The organism is Parageobacillus sp. VR-IP, from assembly GCF_013357975.1.
GTDB lineage: Bacteria > Bacillota > Bacilli > Bacillales > Anoxybacillaceae > Saccharococcus > Saccharococcus caldoxylosilyticus.
Map to the genome: position 1 here is coordinate 35,233 of NZ_JABVYQ010000012.1, position 19,954 is coordinate 55,186.

Sequence of the window (19,954 nt, forward strand, 5' to 3'; positions counted from 1 at the left end):
GCTTATGGCAGTTCGATATCCTGCGTTTCGCGGTCGATAACGCGTGCGCTTTTCGGGCCGATCAAATCGCCGTTTGACGATTTGAGTACGTTGGCCGCAACAAGCTGATTCATTACAGCTTTCACTTGCGCCGGGTCAATCGGCTCTTTCGGATTGCGGATCGAGATCCGCGCTGGTCCAAACTCGGCATCGAACGTCAATTCTAACGTCTTCATTTACTAACCTCCCTTGTCAATTAGTTGTTAAATAGATGGCTTGTCACAGTAGTTTCCACGCGGCTTAAATTACCATTGCATAGGCTTGCAATCGCCGCGGCGGCATCGTACATGCTCTGGATGTCCGAATTATACTTGACGTTGAACGTCTGATTGCGGAAAATGTCCTTTCCATTGTTGTCTGTTCCTTCGTACAACACTACAACAAGTTTACGTCCCGTTACCATTTCAGAAGCAGCCATCGTTCCTCTCCCCCTTTCGATTTAGCAAAAGCATAGCACCGATCGGAGCGGGAGGGCAAAGCGGTCTTCAAAGCGAAAAAAACAGGAATAACAACGTTTTTACCTGTTTCTGGCGATCATCCATAAAAAAAGCGCGCCGCTGGCTACATGGACGCCATTTCACACAGCGCGGCGCTGCCGCCGATCCATTGCCGCCGGTGCGGTTCGTGAATTTCTTCGTAGCACATCTCGATCCACTTGGCGTTTTTCAGTTGATCCAGGCAAAATTTGTGGGAATGAAACACAGGAATGCGATGGCTGGAGAGATGAACAATGGTGACATGAGGAGATTGCTTTTGAAACCGCTCGATTTCTCTGGAGACAAACCATCCTGTGCGGCTTTGGCGGCCAATCGGTTCCCTCACGTTAAACGGAATAATCGTAAAACCATATGATAGAACAATCGGCACCAGCTGCTTTTTCCCCACTAGCTCCCCATACCGATGGCGGTTGATCGCGGCGCTTGTCCCGAAAAACGTCAAAAGCCGCTTCAAAAATAAGCTGGACTGCATATCTAACTGCTTGGTCTCCCCATTCCTGAAAAACAGCTCCACGGAATCCCCTCTGTTTTCAATATTGACAGGCACAAACGCCTGCCCGACGGTAACGAACTGCTTGACTTCCTTCCAATCCAAGTCCCCCATCCCCTTTTCACAATCTAAAAAACTGGAGAAATCAGACGTTTAACATAAAATTTGAGTTCAATATATACTTTTTTGGCAAAAAAATCAAAATATGAAAAATCGGTTTTTTATGCCCAAAACTAGATTTTCATAGGCGTTTTGCCGCTTTATATGCATGTTTTCCGCTTTATAGACGCTGTTTTTCTTTGTGAAATTCAATTTTTTATTTTATGTCCGACAAAAAATATTTTATTCTCGCCTAACTTAGGGTACAATATTTGTAAATTTAATGTCTGACAAAAAAGGTGGTTGATGATGAAAGAGGGACGATGCTACGAACAGCATGATTTTCAAGTGCTGGTGCTGTCCGAGTTTTCCAAACGCAGGGCGTCTACGGAGAAGGAGAAATGGGAGCTCCAGCGGGAATATCTGCGTTTAATCGATAAGATGCCGCAAATGTGGGAGGAATTCGTGCAAAAGCATAAAAACATTTACGATCGTTTTGGGTATTTGGACGTGATTGTCCATGACGATTTGCGGGTCGAGCGGAAAAAACTCAAACGAGGGCGGCCGAAAGAGGACACGTCGAAGTCCCACCGCATCACCGTCCGGCTGGATGACGAACTGTATCAAATTCTGCAAAAATATTGTCGGACAAAAAAAATAACAGAGTCGGAAGCGATCCGCAGGCTGATTGAGGAGTTGAAGTGAAGGTACTATTAAAATCTTGCCGCTTTTATACTCCTTTTCTTTTTGGAAATCTATCATTTCAGTTGAAGGACTTTTCAAACTTTCATAGAATAAATCTATAAAGAAAAGAAGAAATAAACGTTGGAAGAAAGGAGGATACGAAGGTTGGCGATCACTATCACCATGGGCATCCAAAAAGGAGGATGCGGAAAATCAACTACCACAGGGGTTTTAGCGTATTTATTAAGCCGGGATGGATATAGGGTGCTTGCGATCGATATGGATTCGCAAGGGAACCTGACCGAGCTGCTTTCCAAGAAACCGGCAAACGAATTCGTGGAAAAGTCTGTGCTCGAAGCCATGCAATATCGCGATCCGAAAAAATACATCTTGCAAATCGATGAAAACCTGGACCTATTGCCGGCCAATAACTTCCTAGCGACTTTTCCGCGTTGGATTTACACGGGCGTTACATATACGGGGGATAAAATCAGATATCACGGAAATCCGAGCTTGGTGCTCGATGAAACTTTGGAGAAAGTGCGCAACGATTATGACTTTATCGTGATCGACACCCCTCCGTCCTTAAGCGAACAGACAACCAATGCTTTATGCGCCAGCCAATATGTCGTTGTATTGTTTGAGTGCTCCAACTGGTGCTATTCCGCGATTCCAAACTTCATGGACTCTGTAGACGGCGCCAGACGACATGGAAGACACAACACGCGGCTACTTGGCATTTTGCGGACCATGAACGATGTAAGACGCAACGACGCCAAGGCTTTTAACGAAATGATCGAGGAAGACTACCCAAATGAAGTGTTCAAAACGATCATCACGCGCAAAGCCCCGATCGGCCGCTTGTCGCTGTACGGCTTTGATCAAAACAACGAACTGGAGCAGGCTTTGGAACAATACAAAAACTTTTATAAGGAGCTGATGGAACGTGTCAAAAGTAGATGACATCAAAAACCTAAAGCGCCAGCAAAAAGTCATTACCCCTACGCAAGTTTTAGTAGAACCTGTTGGGAACGAAAGCAACATTTCTTCGAATGAAGAAAACAACCAAGAAAGAAAGGAAGAAAAGAAGGTGGAAAGAAAACGCGTATCCTTTGATTTGCGGACGGACTTACATAAAGAACTGAAAATGCAATCGATTCTGCAGGAGAAAAATATTTATTTGTTGATTGAAGAAGCTTTAGAAAAATATTTAAATGAGCTAAAAAAATAAAGGAATATACCCAGCAAAGTGCTGGGTATATGAGAAAATTCTTAATTTTACTAATAAAAAATAAAAACTACCTAAAACGGTAGTTAACAGTATTTCGACGGTTTTTCACGCGGAATCCCGAGTTACTCACCGTCTATATTCAATATCACGCGGAATCCCGAGAGATATTGATGTACTCTTATATTATAATAAGGCGTAAGCAAAAGTCAACTTCCAGTTTTAAGGAACGGTGTTAATTAATGGGTAAGGAAAAGATAATGATATTTTTTGATGAGAGCGGAAAAGGAAGTGTCAAACCTAATTTGATGGGTGATTTATCTATTCCGCATGAAATATACTATCAAGATGATTTCCAATTATTAACTCAAAAATTGAGGGATGGATTGATTAAGTTACATTTTAAGAGTTATTATGGCGATTCGGATGAAAGGGATAATTTTATTCGTGTTGGAGAAACTTTAGCAAAGTATTCTGAATTCATCAAAATAATTGTGATTAATTATGATTATTCTGCTCTTGTTGGTGCCACTGAATTAGGAAAAGATGTAGTTGAAGACATGATTTACACAAAGTTTCCTGAAAGAATTCTTTATGGTTTACTAAGAGGATATGGTAAGAACATCGACATAGAAGCGGAAGTGTTAATCGAAAAAGCTAACGAGTACGAAAATCTTATCTTTTCCAACTTAGAGATAAATACGAACATGACGTTAAATTGAATTTAGATGGTTTAGTAAAGGATTTATTAAATATTCAAGCGCTTTTTTATAGAGGGGAAAATTATGTGATTAATAATTGCAGACTAGTTCCTAAGGGCGAAGAAATCGGAGTAGAAATGACTGACATGTTGTTGGGAATTGTTAGAACAATTATAGAAAACAAGCCGTCAACCACTTTAAAACCTACTGCCAAAAATAAATTAACTATGCACTTATTACGAAATCCCGACTTTTGTTCTTTAATACAAAATATAAGATATTTTGAGTGGGATCAATCCAAGGAATTACCGGAGGTAAGTTTAACGAGTTACTTGCAGCTATTCATGGCCAAACATTTTAACGAAACACTAAACTGAGTACCACCAAAGCTGGTGGTATTTTTCATTCTACAATTAGCCACTATGTTACACTCGGTTTGGACTTACATTTATATTTTTTTTTGGCGAAGCTGTGAAGAAGACGTTTAAAAACGGAGAAAATATCTAAACCAAAACCGTACGACTTAAAAGCAGAGAACAAAAAGATTAAAACTGCATTACATGAACACATATGATAACGTCTATAGCTATACGTAGCGAAGCCTCCTACAGCGATACGGTGAGCTGCAGGAGGCTTTCAATCAACGAATAAAGTATCCAATCAAACAATAAACGTTTGTAGCATTAAATAAATAAATGAATAAAAGAACCAACGTTTATTTCTTCTTTTCTTCCTAACAAGGTTCACACCCCTCCTTTACCAATCAGGTGATGCATCACATAATAAAGCACGCGCCGGTCTTCTCGGCTGGCCGCCTCCCTGCCTGCGGCAATCCGGCTGTAGCCTGCGAAGCCCGGCGCTCGGTCCATTCAAGGAAGCCGTTGTGCAGGCGAACTCATTCCGCAGCCATGCGAAGCATTCCAGGAAGCCGCTCATCGCATCGCTGCGGGAAGAAAAATGCCCAAATCGCTTTAAACGCGAAAAAATGGCCTGTACAAGCATTTTTCTCTTTTCGAATAGAAAACCATTACCTTATCGATTAAAACGCGTTACAGGCGAATTTAAGCGGTCATTTTTGGCGAAGTGCCTATTTTTTTACCGATCCATAGATAAAAGATATTAAAATATTTATTGTCTGACAAAAGTATAAAAGCCTATTTTGACAAATCACGGCAAAAAATAAGGATCAATGAAACAAAGTCCGCGTTCGCCGGCGCTTCCGTTTCCTTTTGGTTCGGGTCCCCGGGGCGATGTGATGGTCGGCTGGTGGCCGGAAATGCTATGCCAACTGATGGCCATCCCGCCGAAGCACGCGCCTTCCCGGCCCGTTCCAGCCTATCACATCGCCCTTCCCGATCCAAAAGACTACGGGTCGCCGGCGGATCATAATATACAACATTTAATTAATTGTCTAATTTTTATATAACAAATTGTATGGATGGATATCTGAAAATTCATACATATTGCCGGATGTATTTTCTATGATTTTTTCTTAAAATTTAATCTAAAAATTCTAAATCTTTAATTAAAATTGCTATCATTAATAAAAAAGGAGGAGCGGTGACATTGCATAAATGAATAGCTAGTAGATTGGGGTAGATTTGAAAGCGTTATCATATAAATAACTCTTAATACTTGAGTAGTAAAAAAGAGATTTATAAAAACCCTACTAGTGATAATAAGGAGGGGACATTTTATGGAACATCGATCAAAAAATATTCTAGGAAGTTCTCATAAAAAATTAAGGAAAGAAGATATCACCATTGTTGATACTAAACTTGCTAAACAAGCCGTTATTGCAACATCTCTCGGTAACGCTATGGAGTGGTTTGACTTTGGTCTCTACTCATATTTAGCTGTTACGATCGGTAAAGTTTTTTTTCCTGAAAGCGATCCTTCTGTTCAGTTGATCTACTCTTTTGCGACTTTTGCAGTTGCATTTATCGCACGTCCGATTGGTGGTTTGGTTTTTGGTATGCTAGGAGATCGAATCGGGCGTAAGAAGGTTCTATCTATTACATTAATCATGATGGCTGCAGCGACTTTAAGTATCGGTCTCATTCCAAGCTATGCCTCGATTGGTACTGCTGCTCCTATCTTATTGCTTCTTGCTAGGCTAATTCAAGGATTTTCAACTGGAGGAGAATATGCAGGTGCAATGACTTTTATTGCAGAATCAACCTCCGATAAAAAACGTGGTTTCATGGCGAGTGGTTTAGAAGTTGGAACGCTCGTAGGTTTCTCTGTTGGCGCCGGGTTAGTCACTTTTTTGACATTCCTTCTTGGTTCTGAAAAGATGGTTGAATGGGGATGGCGGATTCCATTTTTGATTGCTGCTCCTTTAGGATTGATCGGTTTATATTTCCGTTCTCACCTAGAAGAAACGCCTGCCTTTCAAGCTATGATGAAAGCAACAGAAGAAGAAAAACACCGTGCTTCCCTCAAAGAGATTGTTATCCACCATTGGAAATCACTTCTAATTTGTATCGGAATAGTTCTCTTTTATAACACGATGGACTATATGGTGCTCTCTTATATGCCAGCTTATTTAACGCACGACCTGGGTTATGGCGAAACCAAAGGATTGGTTTTGAACCTTATTGTGATGCTTATCATGATGCCTCTTATCTTGGCAATGGGTTATTTAAGCGATCGGATTGGTCGTAACCCTATTATTAAAGGGGCTTTAATCGGTGCCATTGTGCTTAGTGTGCCAGCATTTATGATGATTGGCAACGGAAATAATTATATGGTCTTTTTCGGGCTACTTCTCCTTGGTACTTCACTCGCTGCTTTCCAAGGAACACTTCCAGCAACGTTGCCATCATTGTTTTTCACGAAAGTACGTTACGGGTCACTTGCGATTACATACAATATTTCAACATCTTTATTTGGAGGCACTACACCTCTTATCATCTCTTGGCTCATTAGTATTACTAAGAATAGCATGATTCCAGCTTATTACTTAATGGCTGTTTGTCTTTTCGGGCTTGTCATTGTTGCCTTCTTCGTTAAAGAAACAGCTGGTAGATCATTGCGTGGTTCTGCCCCAGCTGTTGAGGATCCAAGTGAAATCGAAGAAATATTGAAAAATCCAGATAAGGCTTTTTGGTGGGAAGAGGAAGTAAAAGAGAAGGCAGTCAAGAATGCTAATCAAGGCGTAACGGTTCAATAAGACATGAGAGAAGGAGAAATGGGATTTGTACGAGAGATATCGTTTACATGATGGGATAATCCAAATTTAGGCAAAAATGACGAATATAAAAAACTAATCGAAGAAATTCCATGATTATACCCGTGGCGCTAGTTAAACGCTATTGTTCAACTAGCACCACGGGTATTATTCATATGGATTTATTTAAAATTGTATGAAAAAAAGCCACATTTACTAGTCACTTTTGATAATTGAATGCAGAAAATTCATACTATATAATCCGGAGTAAGATATAAGCATTGATAATGTGAAGTTTACTATCAAGGAGTGGGAAACTTGAATTATCTAAAGTCTATAAGAAAAGGAAATGAAATAACAATCCGTAATGTTTGGGAAGCTAGAAAACGAATTGCTTCTATTGTAAATAGAACACCATTAATACAATCTTTTATTTTATCAGAAATGATTGGCCGTCCTGTTTATTTAAAGCTTGAAAATGTCCATGATATTGGAGCGTTTAAAGTAAGAGGGGCGGCTAATAAAATATTAAGTCTAAGTGAGGAAGAGAAAAAAAGAGGGGTTGCAACGTTTTCCACTGGAAACCATGGGATGGCTGTGGCATACGTGGCGAGAAAGCTTGGCATTGATGCGGTAGTCTGTATTTCCAACCGTGTTCCAAAGGCAAAAGTCGACTCGTTGAAAAGATTGAATGCCAAAATAGAAATTTATGGAAATAGCCAAGATGATGCAGCGGAGCGCTGTTATGAATTAGCAAAAGAGAAAGGGTTAACGATCATCCAGCCGTTTGATGATCCGTATATTATTACAGGTCAAGGAACAATTGGATTAGAAATATTGGAGGAAATTCCCAATCTAACAGATGTGATTGTTCCACTTTCAGGAGGGGGATTGCTTTCAGGAATTGGTTTAGCATTGAAATCGAATGATCCAAATATAAGAGTAACAGGTGTCTCGATAGAGCATTCAGCTGTCATGTATGAAAGTTTAAAAGCTGGAAAACCAATAAAATTAGAGGAGAAGGATACTCTTGCCGATAGTTTACTGGGCGGGATTGGACTAGATAATCAGTATACGTTTCGAATGGTCGGGCAATATACGGATGATATTGTACTGATTTCGGAGGAAGATATTGCCTACAGTATGGCCTTTATGATGGATAAACACCGTATGATTATAGAAGGAGCGGCCGCTACAGGAGTCGCAGCAATTTTAGGGAACAAAATTGCTCATCAAGAAGGTGCTGTTGCCGTAATTATAAGCGGGCATAATGTTGACCTTTCCGTACTTCTTCCATTAATTCAAAATTATAGTTCATTCAATTAAACGGTCAGACAAAGAATAAACTTGTTGAAAACAAGAGGGGATATTATGACAGTTGCTAATATCAATAATAAGGTCAATAAGGTCCGTATTGAAAAAGATTTCTTAGGATCAAAAGAAGTACCAATGGATGCGTACTATGGAATCCAAACATTAAGAGCGATGGAAAACTTTCCGATTACGGGCTACCGTATTCATGAAGAATTAATTAAAGCATTAGCTATTGTAAAAAAAGCAGCGGCTTTAGCGAATATGGATATAAAACGTTTAGATCCGAAAATTGGAAATGCAATTATCAAAGCAACGGATGAAATTATTGAGGGTAAATGGCATGATCATTTCATCGTCGATCCAATACAAGGCGGTGCTGGTACATCCATTAACATGAATGCAAATGAAGTGATTGCCAATCGTGCGCTTGAATTGCTCGGTCATAAAAAAGGGGAATATGTCTACCTAAGCCCGAACAGTCATGTGAACATGTCGCAATCAACAAATGATGTGTTTCCAACCGCAGTTCATATTGCGATACTTAAATTAATACAGAAATTGTTGGCAACGATGCAATCTATGCATGAAGTGTTGAAAGAAAAGGCACAACAATTTGATCATGTAATTAAAATGGGGCGAACACATCTTCAAGATGCCGTGCCGATCCGTCTTGGACAAGAGTTTGAAGCATACAGCCGGGTGTTAGAACGTGACATCAAACGTATTCAACAATCACGTCAGCATTTATATGAGGTAAATATGGGAGCAACAGCAATTGGAACGGGATTAAATGCGGACCCTTGCTATATCAAAAATGTGGTTAAGTATTTAGCGGATATTAGCGGTCTTCCTCTTGTTGGAGCTAAGCACCTTGTCGATGCGACACAAAATACCGATGCATATACAGAAGTGTCAGCAGCACTCAAAATATGCATGATTAATATGTCTAAAATTGCAAATGACCTGCGTTTAATGGCGTCAGGACCTAGGGCTGGACTTGGTGAAATCACATTGCCGGCTCGGCAGCCTGGTTCATCCATTATACCGGGAAAAGTAAATCCGGTCATGGCGGAGATGATTAACCAGGTCGCTTTCCAAGTAATCGGTAATGATCACACCATCTGTCTTGCCTCTGAAGCGGGTCAGCTTGAACTAAATGTGATGGAGCCAGTGCTTGTCTTTAACTTGCTTCAATCTATCACCATTATGAACAATGCATTCCGCGCTTTTACAGATTACTGCCTAAAAGGCATTGAAGCAAATGAAGAGCGTTTGAAGGAATATGTAAAAAAAAAGCGTGGGGGTTATCACAGCTGTTAATCCGCATATCGGATATGAAGTAGCAGCGCGTATTGCAAAAGAAGCCATTTTAGAAGGAAAATCTGTCCGCGAGTTATGTTTACAATATGGTGTATTAACAGAAGAAGAACTTGATATCATTTTAAACCCTTATGAGATGACAGAACCAGGCATTCCCGGCGCCACTCTTTTTGACAGGCAATGAACAAAATTCCACATTATATGTTGTATTATTATATTTAGAAGTATTTTTTCTACAAATTTAGCTATAGCTGTCAAAAGGAGGACGACATGAGGTTAACAGTAGGGGATGTCCTAAAACTTGATATTATGAAAAATGCAAGGGTAATAACAGGAAAAAATCTACTGAATGAACGGCATGTTCAATGGATTTCTGTAATTGAAATGCCTGTGGAAAATTTTGTTCGAAAAAATGAGGTTGTATTGAGTACAGGCGTTGGATGCGGTCACGACTTGGATTTATTAAAAAAATTTGTACAAGATGTTATCGAATCAGAAGCATCAGCGCTTATGATCGCTTTAGGACGATTTATATTTGATATTCCAAAAGAAATTATTGAATTGGCGGAGCAGGAAAATTTCATCATTATCGAAATTCCATGGGAAGTCCGTTTTGCCGATATTATTGAAGATGTTATGAGGGAATTAAACGATATTCAGTATAAGGAACGGGAAAAATCTGAAAAAGTACAGCAGGAACTCTTAAAATTGATTTTAAAAGAGACAGACCTTAACCAAATTTTAAATTTTATCCAAAAACATATCGGTTGCCCGATAGTGCTTACTGATCGAACAGGAGCTATTCAAGCGCAAAACAATCTACCCCCAAACCTAGTGGAAAAGTGGAAAGACTATGTTATGCAGGGAGTTATTCCAGCAAGAAAAGCAACATCATTTTTAACTCGTGATCCTATGTTTCAGAAATTTCAAATGATTGAAATAGAATGCCAGCTTATTCTGCAGCTGCCGGTGCTACAATTGTCAGGCGACGCACAAGGATATTTATTTGTGATACTTCCTCCTCATACATCAGTAGATTCTTTTTTAACACAATATCGAATCAATGTGTTAGAACATTCAGTGACAACAATAAATCTCTGGCTCTCACGCAAAAACGCCATTGAAGAGACAAAAATGCGTCTTCGCAGTGATTTTGTGCAGGAGCTCGCAAAAGGAGAGCTTAATTCTTGGGATCAAGCAAATTCAAGAGCAAAATTACTAGGATACAATATAAAGCTGCCTTATATTTGTGTTGTAGGATTTCCGGAAAACTTAAGAACACTTTTTCAAAAACGAAAGCAATACTATGATTCATTTGAGCATTGGCTGGACAACATGATTCGTTATATTGAAGAAGAAATTTTTTATGCGGCACAATCTCTAAAAAGAGAAGTGATGATGACATATCAAGAAGAACAGTTGATTATTTTTCTTGAGATCCCCGTAGATAAGAGAAATGAAAACCCTTCTAATTTTTTGGATCTTGTAGAACGACGTTTACGAAATTTACTTCCAGAGGTTGTGATATCATGGGGAATCGGAACCTATCATGAAGGTCTTGAGGGATTTAAGCAAAGTTATGAAAATGCAAAAGTTGCTTTAAATATTGGAAGATGTAAAAAGGGAGCCGGGTATCGTATGATGTATGAAAATACGCGTATTGACCGGGTTCTCTTAAGCATTGCTCAAAATGAGGAAATGAAAGAGATCATTATGTCAACGATCGAACCACTGGTTCAATATGATAACCAGCGTAATATGGATTTAATAGGTACTTTCATTGCATATAACCGATGCCATGGGAATGTAAGTCAAACCGCGCGATCATTAAATTTGCACAGGCAGTCCTTACTATATCGGTTGAGAAAGATTGAATCATTGACAGGACTTTCTCTCGTTGATCCGGACGATTTATTTTTATTAGATTTAAGTATTAAGATTTGGAAAATGGGTTTATATGAAACAAGAGCACAACAATGATAAAAACTTTAGTGGCAGAAATTTATGAAGAGTTATGGAACTGTTGTAAAACGAGGAATGGTAGAAATGCAAAAAGGTTGAAAAGCATGTTTGTCAGTAGACTTTTTTTTGGCTATGAGCGGTTTGGGTAGAATGAAATTCCATTAAAGATGTAAAGTTTTATTCATTAGGTTGTCTCAAAAGCGTATCCTTTTAGCTTTTCGAGCAACCTTTTTTTATTACAAATTGTAACTTTTTTAATAATTTGACTAGATACCTTCCTAAAAGTTCATACATTTTTGCAGATGATAAATTTTTTCTTGTTTTACTATAATGAATTTGCAGATTAATTATTCCCAAAATTCAAACAATAAATGGGTTAAGGTAGGAGGAAATGTTCCTATGTCATTTGGAATAGCAGAATACAAAGAAAGAATCCGAAAAACAAAAGAAAGAATGGCTGAACAAGGAATTGAAGTGTTGCTTATTACTGATCCAGCTAATATGAACTACTTATCTGGTTATGATGGATGGTCTTTTTATGTACATCAAATGTTGGTGATTATTGATGAAGAGGAACAACCAATTTGGATTGGACGGGGACAGGATGCAAATGCTGCGAAAATAACCACATGGATTTATCATGAAAACATTATTCCTTATCCAGACGATTACGTACAGTCTGATACAAAACACCCAATGGACTTTGTAGCTGATATTTTAAAACAAATCGGCCAGGATAAACGTTCAATAGGTGTTGAAATGGACAACTACTATTTTACAGCAAAATGTTATGAGCGTTTGAAAAAAGGACTGCCAAACGCGTCATTTAAGGATGCAACCCTTTTAGTAAACTGGGTTCGCATTGTGAAATCCGATAAAGAAATTGAGTATATGAAGCGTGCTGCTAAAATTGCTGAAAAAGCCATGATGGCAGGTATCGAATTAATCGCTGAAGGTGTTCGCGAATGTGATGTAGCTGCAAAAATTTTCCACACCCAAATTACGGGAACGGAAGAGTTCGGCGGTGATTATCCAGCAATTGTACCATTGCTTCCATCCGGAGAAAAAACATCTACTCCACACTTAACATGGACGGATGAGCGCTATAAAAAAGGAGATACTGTCATTTTAGAATTAGCCGGCTGCTATAAGCGTTATCATTCGCCACTTGCAAGAACGCTTACCATCGGCAAGCCTTCAGATAAAATTAAAACGCTTTCGGATGTTGTGTTGGAAGGATTAAATGCTTGTCTTGATATGATCAAGCCTGGTATTGCTTGCGAAGAAATTGAAGAGACTTGGAGAAAGACCATTGAAAAAAGCGGCATCGTAAAGGATTCACGTCTCGGTTATTCAATAGGACTTAACTATCCTCCTGACTGGGGAGAGCATACAGCAAGCATCCGTAAAGGAGATAAAACGATTTTGCAGCGAAACATGACATTTCATCTTATCCCTGGAATTTGGTTGGATCAATACGGATTTGAAGTGAGCGAATCATTTAGAGTAACAGAAAATGGATGCGAAACGTTAGCATCGTTCCCAAGAAAGTTATTTATTAAAGATGGTGTACTGACAAACTAATCTCTCATTCAGGGTGGTGGAGAAAACTCATGATTATTTTTACAGAACCGGAACTGAAACAGTATGTTCAATTAAATCTAGAAGCAATATCCGTTATCGAAGAAGCATTTACAAAATTGGCAAACAATGAAGTAATAATGCCTCCTATTATGCGTGTCGATATTCACGACCAAAACGGAGAAGTGGATGTAAAAACAGCGTATATCAAAGGAAAAGACATGTTTGCCATTAAAGTTTCTTCTGGATTCTTTAATAATTATAAGCTAGGCCTTCCAAGCGGGAACGGGTTAATGATGTTAATTAGTACAAAAACAGGCATTCCACAGGCAATTCTTTTAGATAATGGTTATTTAACAGATGTTCGAACTGCGGCAGCCGGAGCGATTGCTGCAAAATACCTGTCGAGGGAAAATATCGAAACAGTCGGTGTAATTGGCGCAGGAGGACAAGCAAGATTTCAGGTAAGGGCGTTAAAATTAGTGCGCAATTTTAAAAAGGTACTTGTGTATTCCCGTTCAACTGAACGTGCCAAGAAGTATGCAGAAGACATGTCAGCGGAGCTTGGTATTGAAGTTGAAGTGGCTGATAGTGCGGAAATGGTTGTCCGAAACAGTGACACCGTCATTACGACAACCCCGGCAAAAGAGCCTATTATCAAAGCAGAGTGGCTTCATCCGGGCCTTCACATTACGGCAATGGGATCTGATGCTGAGCATAAGCAAGAGTTAGAAGCTGAGGTGCTGGTGCGTGCAAATAAGCTTGTATGCGATACAAAGGCGCAATGCGCTCGTTTGGGGGAATTGCATCATGCACTCGCTCGCGGTTTATTAACGAGTGATTCCTCCATTATTGAACTGGGTCAACTAACGTCAAAAGAATTAATAGGACGGGAAAATGATGAGCAAATTACTGTTTGTGACTTAACAGGAACAGGGGTGCAAGATACAGCTATCGCATTGTTTGCTTATAACGAAATGAAGAAACGAAATTTAGGATTGAATGTCGAGAACCAAACATTATCATTAAAAGGTTAATGAGGAGTGATCGTATGACAAATGAAGATATTAAACTAGGAACGAAAGCAGTATGGGCAGGAGAAAAAGATTATTTAGTACACGGTGCAACACAAGTACCGGTCGTTCTCAGTGTTGCTTACGGTTATGACGATATCGATGAGTGGTATGATGTGGCAATCGGAAAGAAAAAAGGCCATATTTATGGACGTAATACAAATCCAACAGTCCAAGCATTTGAAGATAAAGTGAAAATTCTTGAGGGGGCAGAAGCAGCAACAAGTTTTTCAACGGGAATGGCTGCTATTAGCAATACATTGTCAACATTTTTAGTTCCAGGAGATCGTATTGTGTCCATTAAAGACACATATGGCGGTACAAATAAAATCTTTACAGAGTTCCTTCCGCGTCAGCAAGTAGAGGTAGTACTTTGCGAAACAGGCAACCACGAGCAGATTGAAGAAGAAGTTGCAAAAGGATGCAAAATCTTATACTTAGAAACACCTACAAACCCAACAGTAAAAATTACAGACATTGAGCGCATGGCAAAAGCGGGTCATGAAGCTGGCGCACTGGTTGTTATTGACAATACATTTGCAACTCCAATTAATCAAAATCCACTTTCATTAGGAGCAGATTTGGTTATCCATAGTGCAACGAAATTTTTAGGTGGCCATGCAGACGCATTAGGTGGTGTTGTGTGCGGCCCGAAAGAGCTTGTTGAAAAAATCTACCACTATCGTGAAATTAATGGGGCAACAATGGATCCAATGGCAGCCTATCTGATTTTACGCGGTATGAAAACTCTTCATCTTCGCGTTCGTCAGCAATGTGAAAATGCCATGGCTCTTGCGAAATATTTACAAACAAAAGAGATAGTAGAAAGCGTGTATTATCCAGGTCTTGAAACACATAAAAATCACGAGATTGCGAAAAAGCAAATGAGAAACTTTGGAGGTATGCTTAGCTTTTCGGTTAAAGGAGGTATTGATACGGTAAGAGATTTTCTTCCGAAATTACGATTCGTTAACCGTGCTGCTAACCTAGGTGCTGTTGAAACGACGGTTGGTCCTGCTCGTACAACAAGTCACGTTGAGTGTACACCGGAAGAGCGTGCGGCAATGGGAATTCCTGAAGGACTTGTCCGTGTCTCTTGCGGTATTGAAGATATTGAAGACATTATCGCAGACTTTGAGCAAGCATTTAACCACGTTGAGAGTGTTTTGAAAATTTAATGCTGTAGTGATGTGGCATCCTATTCGTGAGACATGAACCTCCTTAGTCTTAGTAAGAATTTTGGTGACACATTTACTCTAACCAAGGAATCAGGTTCATGTTTCCTTTTTTTCTATTTGTAAATGTATGTTGGTGAATTTGCTCAATCGCAGTAATAGATAACTTATTTGCGATAGGAGGGGGACGGTGGGTGCCAAACAATTACTGTATCCGTGAACAAGCAAATCGCTTGTCCAATCAACTGATCGAATGGCGTCGTACATTTCATCAATATCCTGAACTCAGTTTCCAAGAGTTCAGGACCGCCCAATTTGTTGCGGAAACGTTACGAAGCATGGATGGAATGAAAGTGGAAACAGGAATAGGGGTCGAAACAAGTGTTGTCGGTACATTAACTTCTGGTGAAGGTCCGACCATTGCGATTCGAGCCGATATGGATGCCCTGCCGATTACAGAGGAAAACATAGAAAGTTATCGTTCGAAAAATGATGGTGTCATGCATGCATGTGGTCATGATGCTCATACTGCTATTTTGCTAGGAGTTGCGACTATACTTGCACAGGTCTTTAAAAAGGAAGGATTAAAAGGAACAGTGAAGTTTGTTTTTCAACCAGCAGAGGAAAGTACGGATGAAAACGGACTCTCTGGATCACCATATATGATTCAAGCAGGTGTTTATGACGGGGTTGATGCTGCCATTGCTCTTCATATGTGCCCATGGCTTCCAGTTGGTGCCGCCCAAGTAAACGATGGCTACAGCATGGCAAATGTCGATGTGTTTCGCGGGAAAATTTATGGAACGGGCGGTCATGGAGCCTATCCTGAACTTGGAACGGATCCTATCTGGATGCTCGGCCCTGTTATGCAAACATTACATGGTATTGTTGCTCGCAAAGTCTCAGCATTGGATGCAGCAGTTATAAGTATTGGTCAAATACACGCAGGATCAGCAAGCAACATTATTCCAACAGAAGTCTTAATCGAAGGCACCATTCGGAGTTATACACCTGAAGTGCGTGATTTATTGGCATCAGAATTAAAGAAAGCGTTTTCTATAGTTGAACATCTAGGTGGAAGTTATTCGTTCAATGTTGAAAGAGGCGAACCAGCTTTAAATAATGATCCTGTTGTAAATAGCTGGATAACTAACACAATTATAGAGATGTATCCGGATTTCAAAATCATTAGACGCCCATTCGGAATGGGTGGAGAAGATTTTGGTTATGTGACACAAAAGATTCCGAGCGCTCTATTCTTTTTAGGATGTGCACTACAGGACGGGGTGCAGAGAGATCTGCATACACCAATTTTTGATATTGATGAAACTTGCTTACCAATTGGTGCGGCAATCCTTGCACAAACGGCTGTAAAGTTTTTAACAGGTGAAGTCGCTTTTCCGAACAATAAAGCTTTGGAGGTGTAGACGTATGGTACACAAACTAGCATTTATCGGATTTGGAGTCGTCGGACAGGGATTAGCTGAAATTCTACGAGATAAGAAAGAGGTATTGAAAAAAGAGGAAGGTTTTGAGGCTGTTATTGTAGCGATTTCGGACTTAATGAAAGGATCGATTTATCATCCAGATGGTTTAGATATTGATACAGTTTTGCAAGTCTTAAAGGAAACAGGGAATCTTGAAAACTATCCAGATGTTCCAGGGCTTGTTAAAGGATGGGACAGTTTCAAAACGATTCGTGAAACAAACGCTGATACGATTATCGAAGTTTCTTATACAGATGTAAAAACAGGACAGCCGGCCATTGACCATTGCAAGGCTGCATTTGAGACCGGGAAAAATGTCGTCATGACAAACAAAGGACCTGTTGCGTTAGCTTATAGGGAGTTGTACGAAATTGCCAAGAAACATGGTGTTTATTGGGGATTTGAAGGAACGGTGATGAGTGGAACACCTGCATTGAGAATGCCAATTACAACGCTCGCAGGAAATGATATTAAAGAAATACGAGGTATCTTAAATGGTACGACAAATTATATTTTAACAAAAATGGAAGAAGAGGGATTAACCTACGAGGAAGCGCTGAAAGAGGCACAAAGGCTTGGCTACGCAGAAGCAGATCCTACAAGTGATGTAGAAGGTTATGATGCAAAATTTAAAATTGTCATTTTAGCAAACTATGTGATGAATGCACCTCTGACAGTAGAAGAGGTATCATGTAAAGGTATTACAGACATTACCTTAAAAGATATTGAAGATGCAAAAAAAGAAGGAAAACGATGGAAGCTGTTGGCGAGAGCTCGTAAAGAAGGTGGAAAAGTGGTTGCCTCAATTGCACCGGAAAAAGTTGATCTTACAGATCCGCTTGCTTCAATCAGTGGTGCTACTAACGCGATTACGTATGAATGTGATCTTTTAGGCCCAGTCACGTTAATCGGTGCGGGAGCTGGGAAAATTGAAACAGGATTTTCCCTCCTAATAGACTTGATTAATATTAATCGTGTTAGTCGCGAAAGAACGCTAGTGAATATCTAATCATGGAAAGGTGGTATATTGATGGCAACTCAAGTTGTTGGTCGAAAAATGTATTTGGCAGGAAAGTGGGTAAAACGTGATCGAGTTATTGAAGTGCGTGATCCGCAAGATAATAGTATCATTGATACGGTACCTGCTGCCTCGGAAGAAGATATGCTTCAATGTATTGAAGAGGCGAAAGAGGGAGCACGAATTGCTGCTTCTATGCCCGTTCATAAACGAATGGAAATTATTAATAAGGCAGCTGACTATATCGAAGCAAATATAGAAAAATTTGCACGAACAATTGCTCGAGAAGGAAGTAAAACTATCCGTGAAGCGATAAAAGAAGTGCACAGATGCATTCAAACACTTCGTATTAGTGCGGAAGAGGCAAGAAGAATTCATGGAGAGACAATCCCTTTTGATCAAATGCCGGGAAGTGAGAATCGGGTTGGATATTATTATCGTTTTCCAATTGGAATTATTGGTGCCATCACGCCGTTTAATGATCCATTGAATCTTGTCGCGCACAAAGTTGGACCGGCAATTGCATCAGGAAATGCTATTATTGTAAAGCCTTCAACTCTCACACCGTTAAGTGCTCTTTTACTTGCAGAAGCATTCGATGAAGCCGGCCTTCCACCGAAAGTGTTATCCGTTATAACAGGTTACGGAAGTGAGATTGGCGATATTCTTGTCACACATCCTGCTATTAGAATGATTTCCTTTACCGGCGGAATTGAGGCAGGAGAAGAAATTATTCGTAAAGCTGGCTTAAAAAAAATTAGTATGGAGCTCGGTTCTAATTCACCTGTTATTGTATTGGAAGATGCCGATTTAGATGAAGCAGTCGAATCAACGGTTTCCGGAGCTTTTTGGGCAGCTGGTCAAAACTGCATTGGTGTCCAGCGAATTTATGTTCAAGAAAGTATTATGGATGCTTTTCAAAAGAAGTTTCTCGAACGTACCAATCAATATCGTGTTGGAGATAAACAGTCGGAACTAACTGATATGGGACCTCTTATTACAGAAGAAGAAGCGATTCGCGTTGAAAATTTGGTCAATGAAGCAATCGAAAAAGGTGCTGTACTATTGACAGGTGGAAAACGTATCGGCGCTTTTTATTGGCCAACCGTGTTAACAAATGTACCGGAAGATTGTCGAATTGCAAGAGAAGAAATCTTTGGCCCGGTTGTTCTCCTTTACCCGGTTAGGGATCTTGATACAGCCATCGAAAAGGCGAATTCAGTCGATTATGGTTTGCAAGCGGGGATTTTCACGAATAACGTTAGAAAAGCCTACAAAGCAATTGAAAAGATGAATGTTGGCGGTATTATGATTAATGACAGCAGTGACTATCGAATCGATGCGATGCCGTTTGGCGGTGTGAAAAAATCAGGATTAGGGCGCGAAGGGATCAAATTTGCAATTCATGAAATGACAGAGCCGAAAGTCGTTTGTTTTAAGTTATAGGACAATTAATGAAAAATTCACTGGTGACTAGATATTTAAATGTGGAAGAAAGAGAAGATGTTAGCTGGAACATCATTCCCTTTCTCTTCACATCATTATATTCTGGAAATTATAGTTAATATACCCATCCCCTAATGTTTCAAGGGGGGGGATTTTTTTATTGAGAAAGATTATTAGGAAGTCCTAAGTTTTCAGTAATATACAATGCATCTTAGCAATCCTTAAAAACTATGCTTTTTAGGGTTGGTTAGCCGACTTGATTTTCCCAAGTTGTCCGAAGAGCGCAGCCCTTTACGCGTCTAACAAACAAAAAATTACAATGAGGTGAGGCAAAGGAAGGAGCGCCCTTGGAAAGGAGGTAAAAAATAAAACGCATTTTTGGCCTGTTGCCTTTTTTTAAATGCAACGGCCAAAAAATGCGTCAAGACAAATTTTAGATTTTAAATAACATTTTCTTTCTAAACTCTTGGCTTAATGTGTTAATCCCTCACTTAATTTACCGGTAATCTTATCAATTTGTATTTCAAATAATTCTGTTTTGGAAAGGGCTGGATATCCTTTTTCGAAAGACCATTCTGGATTTCCATACTTCTCAAGCAATCGGTCAAAAAACCATTCTTTTTTCGCATCATCTTCAATACGTCTAATGGTTCCAAATAAGACAACAC

The 19,954-nt window shown here is 39.6% G+C and carries 20 protein-coding genes and 1 pseudogene; 16 read left to right on the top strand and 5 right to left on the bottom strand.

All coding sequences use genetic code 11. The features are described from left to right. Positions 1-2: 2 nt before the first annotated feature. The 3 genes from HT574_RS18505 to HT574_RS18515 form a co-directional block, all read right to left on the bottom strand. Positions 3-215, bottom strand: a complete 213-nt coding sequence (locus tag HT574_RS18505) for a DUF2922 domain-containing protein (protein WP_175245703.1) — start codon at positions 213-215, stop codon at positions 3-5. Between the two features lie 20 nt (positions 216-235). Beyond that, complete coding sequence (locus HT574_RS18510; RefSeq protein WP_175245704.1) at positions 236-457, bottom strand: DUF1659 domain-containing protein; 222 nt, start codon at positions 455-457, stop codon at positions 236-238. Positions 458-600: 143 nt separating this feature from the next. Next, the gene (locus HT574_RS18515; protein ID WP_175245705.1) at positions 601-1,131 is read right to left on the bottom strand and encodes a hypothetical protein; all 531 of its coding nucleotides are present in this window, start codon (positions 1,129-1,131) and stop codon (positions 601-603) included. Positions 1,132-1,431: 300 nt separating this feature from the next. On the opposite strand from HT574_RS18515, the gene HT574_RS18520 reads away from it, so the two are divergent. The 5 genes from HT574_RS18520 to HT574_RS18540 all read left to right on the top strand — a co-directional run bounded on the left by HT574_RS18520 (position 1,432) and on the right by HT574_RS18540 (position 4,115). Then, positions 1,432-1,830, top strand: coding sequence for a ribbon-helix-helix protein, CopG family (locus tag HT574_RS18520; RefSeq protein WP_254698726.1), 399 nt, complete (start codon positions 1,432-1,434; stop codon positions 1,828-1,830). A gap of 144 nt (positions 1,831-1,974) precedes the next feature. Continuing rightward, positions 1,975-2,772, top strand: coding sequence for a ParA family protein (locus tag HT574_RS18525; RefSeq protein ID WP_175245706.1), 798 nt, complete (start codon positions 1,975-1,977; stop codon positions 2,770-2,772). Further along, a complete protein-coding gene (locus tag HT574_RS18530; protein WP_175245707.1) occupies positions 2,756-3,040 on the top strand; it encodes a hypothetical protein in 285 nt (94 codons plus the stop codon). Before HT574_RS18525 ends, HT574_RS18530 begins: the two co-directional genes overlap by 17 nt. Positions 3,041-3,279: 239 nt before the next feature. Beyond that, complete coding sequence (locus HT574_RS18535; protein WP_175245708.1) at positions 3,280-3,759, top strand: hypothetical protein; 480 nt, start codon at positions 3,280-3,282, stop codon at positions 3,757-3,759. Then, positions 3,756-4,115 carry a hypothetical protein gene (locus HT574_RS18540; protein ID WP_175245709.1) on the top strand — a complete coding sequence of 120 codons (360 nt, stop codon included), beginning with the start codon at positions 3,756-3,758 and terminating at the stop codon, positions 4,113-4,115. Before HT574_RS18535 ends, HT574_RS18540 begins: the two co-directional genes overlap by 4 nt. 379 nt (positions 4,116-4,494) lie before the next feature. On the opposite strand, the gene HT574_RS18545 is transcribed toward HT574_RS18540, so the two are convergent. After that, positions 4,495-4,740 (bottom strand): hypothetical protein, encoded by a 246-nt coding sequence (locus tag HT574_RS18545; RefSeq protein ID WP_175245710.1) that lies wholly within the window; start codon positions 4,738-4,740, stop codon positions 4,495-4,497. 187 nt (positions 4,741-4,927) lie between these two features. Here HT574_RS18545 and HT574_RS18550 point away from each other — a divergent pair, with 187 nt between their 5' ends. The 11 genes and pseudogenes from HT574_RS18550 to HT574_RS18600 all read left to right on the top strand — a co-directional run bounded on the left by HT574_RS18550 (position 4,928) and on the right by HT574_RS18600 (position 19,286). Beyond that, entirely contained in the window at positions 4,928-5,164 is a 237-nt protein-coding gene (locus tag HT574_RS18550; RefSeq protein WP_175245711.1) for a hypothetical protein, read from the top strand. 270 nt (positions 5,165-5,434) lie between these two features. After that, complete coding sequence (gene proP, locus HT574_RS18555) at positions 5,435-6,913, top strand: glycine betaine/L-proline transporter ProP (RefSeq protein ID WP_175245712.1); 1,479 nt, start codon at positions 5,435-5,437, stop codon at positions 6,911-6,913. A gap of 315 nt (positions 6,914-7,228) precedes the next feature. After that, positions 7,229-8,236: a hydroxyectoine utilization dehydratase EutB gene (eutB, locus tag HT574_RS18560; RefSeq protein ID WP_175245713.1), complete on the top strand. Its 1,008-nt coding sequence runs from the start codon at positions 7,229-7,231 to the stop codon at positions 8,234-8,236. 45 nt (positions 8,237-8,281) lie between these two features. After that, positions 8,282-9,728 (top strand): annotated as a pseudogene (gene aspA, locus HT574_RS18565) (aspartate ammonia-lyase). Positions 9,729-9,814: 86 nt separating this feature from the next. Then, positions 9,815-11,524 carry a PucR family transcriptional regulator gene (locus tag HT574_RS18570; RefSeq protein WP_175245714.1) on the top strand — a complete coding sequence of 570 codons (1,710 nt, stop codon included), beginning with the start codon at positions 9,815-9,817 and terminating at the stop codon, positions 11,522-11,524. A gap of 381 nt (positions 11,525-11,905) precedes the next feature. After that, positions 11,906-13,090 carry a M24 family metallopeptidase gene (locus HT574_RS18575; RefSeq protein WP_175245723.1) on the top strand — a complete coding sequence of 395 codons (1,185 nt, stop codon included), beginning with the start codon at positions 11,906-11,908 and terminating at the stop codon, positions 13,088-13,090. Between the two features lie 29 nt (positions 13,091-13,119). Next, positions 13,120-14,124 carry a cyclodeaminase gene (locus HT574_RS18580; RefSeq protein WP_175245715.1) on the top strand — a complete coding sequence of 335 codons (1,005 nt, stop codon included), beginning with the start codon at positions 13,120-13,122 and terminating at the stop codon, positions 14,122-14,124. 14 nt (positions 14,125-14,138) lie between these two features. Beyond that, positions 14,139-15,338, top strand: coding sequence for a cystathionine gamma-synthase family protein (locus tag HT574_RS18585; protein ID WP_061578976.1), 1,200 nt, complete (start codon positions 14,139-14,141; stop codon positions 15,336-15,338). A 191-nt stretch (positions 15,339-15,529) separates the two neighbouring features. Beyond that, positions 15,530-16,762: a M20 metallopeptidase family protein gene (locus HT574_RS18590; protein ID WP_175245716.1), complete on the top strand. Its 1,233-nt coding sequence runs from the start codon at positions 15,530-15,532 to the stop codon at positions 16,760-16,762. A 4-nt stretch (positions 16,763-16,766) separates the two neighbouring features. Next, positions 16,767-17,831: a homoserine dehydrogenase gene (locus HT574_RS18595; protein WP_175245717.1), complete on the top strand. Its 1,065-nt coding sequence runs from the start codon at positions 16,767-16,769 to the stop codon at positions 17,829-17,831. A 21-nt stretch (positions 17,832-17,852) separates the two neighbouring features. Continuing rightward, the gene (locus tag HT574_RS18600) at positions 17,853-19,286 is read left to right on the top strand and encodes an aldehyde dehydrogenase family protein (protein WP_175245718.1); all 1,434 of its coding nucleotides are present in this window, start codon (positions 17,853-17,855) and stop codon (positions 19,284-19,286) included. Between the two features lie 471 nt (positions 19,287-19,757). Here HT574_RS18600 and HT574_RS18605 read toward each other — a convergent pair. Next, positions 19,758-19,954, bottom strand: a 197-nt coding sequence (locus HT574_RS18605; protein ID WP_175245719.1) for a PNPOx family protein, incomplete at its 5' end; no start/stop codon positions are given.

What these genes read in the sequence shown, in the direction of transcription:
- HT574_RS18505 (WP_175245703.1), bottom strand. Translation starts at nt 215, where the DNA reads ATGAAGACGTTAGAATTGACGTTCGATGCCGAGTTTGGACCAGCGCGG.
- HT574_RS18580 (WP_175245715.1), top strand. Translation starts at nt 13,120, where the DNA reads ATGATTATTTTTACAGAACCGGAACTGAAACAGTATGTTCAATTAAAT.
- HT574_RS18520 (WP_254698726.1), top strand. Translation starts at nt 1,432, where the DNA reads ATGATGAAAGAGGGACGATGCTACGAACAGCATGATTTTCAAGTGCTG.
- HT574_RS18595 (WP_175245717.1), top strand. Translation starts at nt 16,767, where the DNA reads ATGGTACACAAACTAGCATTTATCGGATTTGGAGTCGTCGGACAGGGA.
- HT574_RS18600 (WP_175245718.1), top strand. Translation starts at nt 17,853, where the DNA reads ATGGCAACTCAAGTTGTTGGTCGAAAAATGTATTTGGCAGGAAAGTGG.
- HT574_RS18510 (WP_175245704.1), bottom strand. Translation starts at nt 457, where the DNA reads ATGGCTGCTTCTGAAATGGTAACGGGACGTAAACTTGTTGTAGTGTTG.
- proP (WP_175245712.1), top strand. Translation starts at nt 5,435, where the DNA reads ATGGAACATCGATCAAAAAATATTCTAGGAAGTTCTCATAAAAAATTA.
- HT574_RS18550 (WP_175245711.1), top strand. Translation starts at nt 4,928, where the DNA reads ATGAAACAAAGTCCGCGTTCGCCGGCGCTTCCGTTTCCTTTTGGTTCG.
- HT574_RS18585 (WP_061578976.1), top strand. Translation starts at nt 14,139, where the DNA reads ATGACAAATGAAGATATTAAACTAGGAACGAAAGCAGTATGGGCAGGA.
- HT574_RS18535 (WP_175245708.1), top strand. Translation starts at nt 3,280, where the DNA reads ATGGGTAAGGAAAAGATAATGATATTTTTTGATGAGAGCGGAAAAGGA.
- HT574_RS18545 (WP_175245710.1), bottom strand. Translation starts at nt 4,740, where the DNA reads ATGCTTGTACAGGCCATTTTTTCGCGTTTAAAGCGATTTGGGCATTTT.
- HT574_RS18575 (WP_175245723.1), top strand. Translation starts at nt 11,906, where the DNA reads ATGTCATTTGGAATAGCAGAATACAAAGAAAGAATCCGAAAAACAAAA.
- HT574_RS18570 (WP_175245714.1), top strand. Translation starts at nt 9,815, where the DNA reads ATGAGGTTAACAGTAGGGGATGTCCTAAAACTTGATATTATGAAAAAT.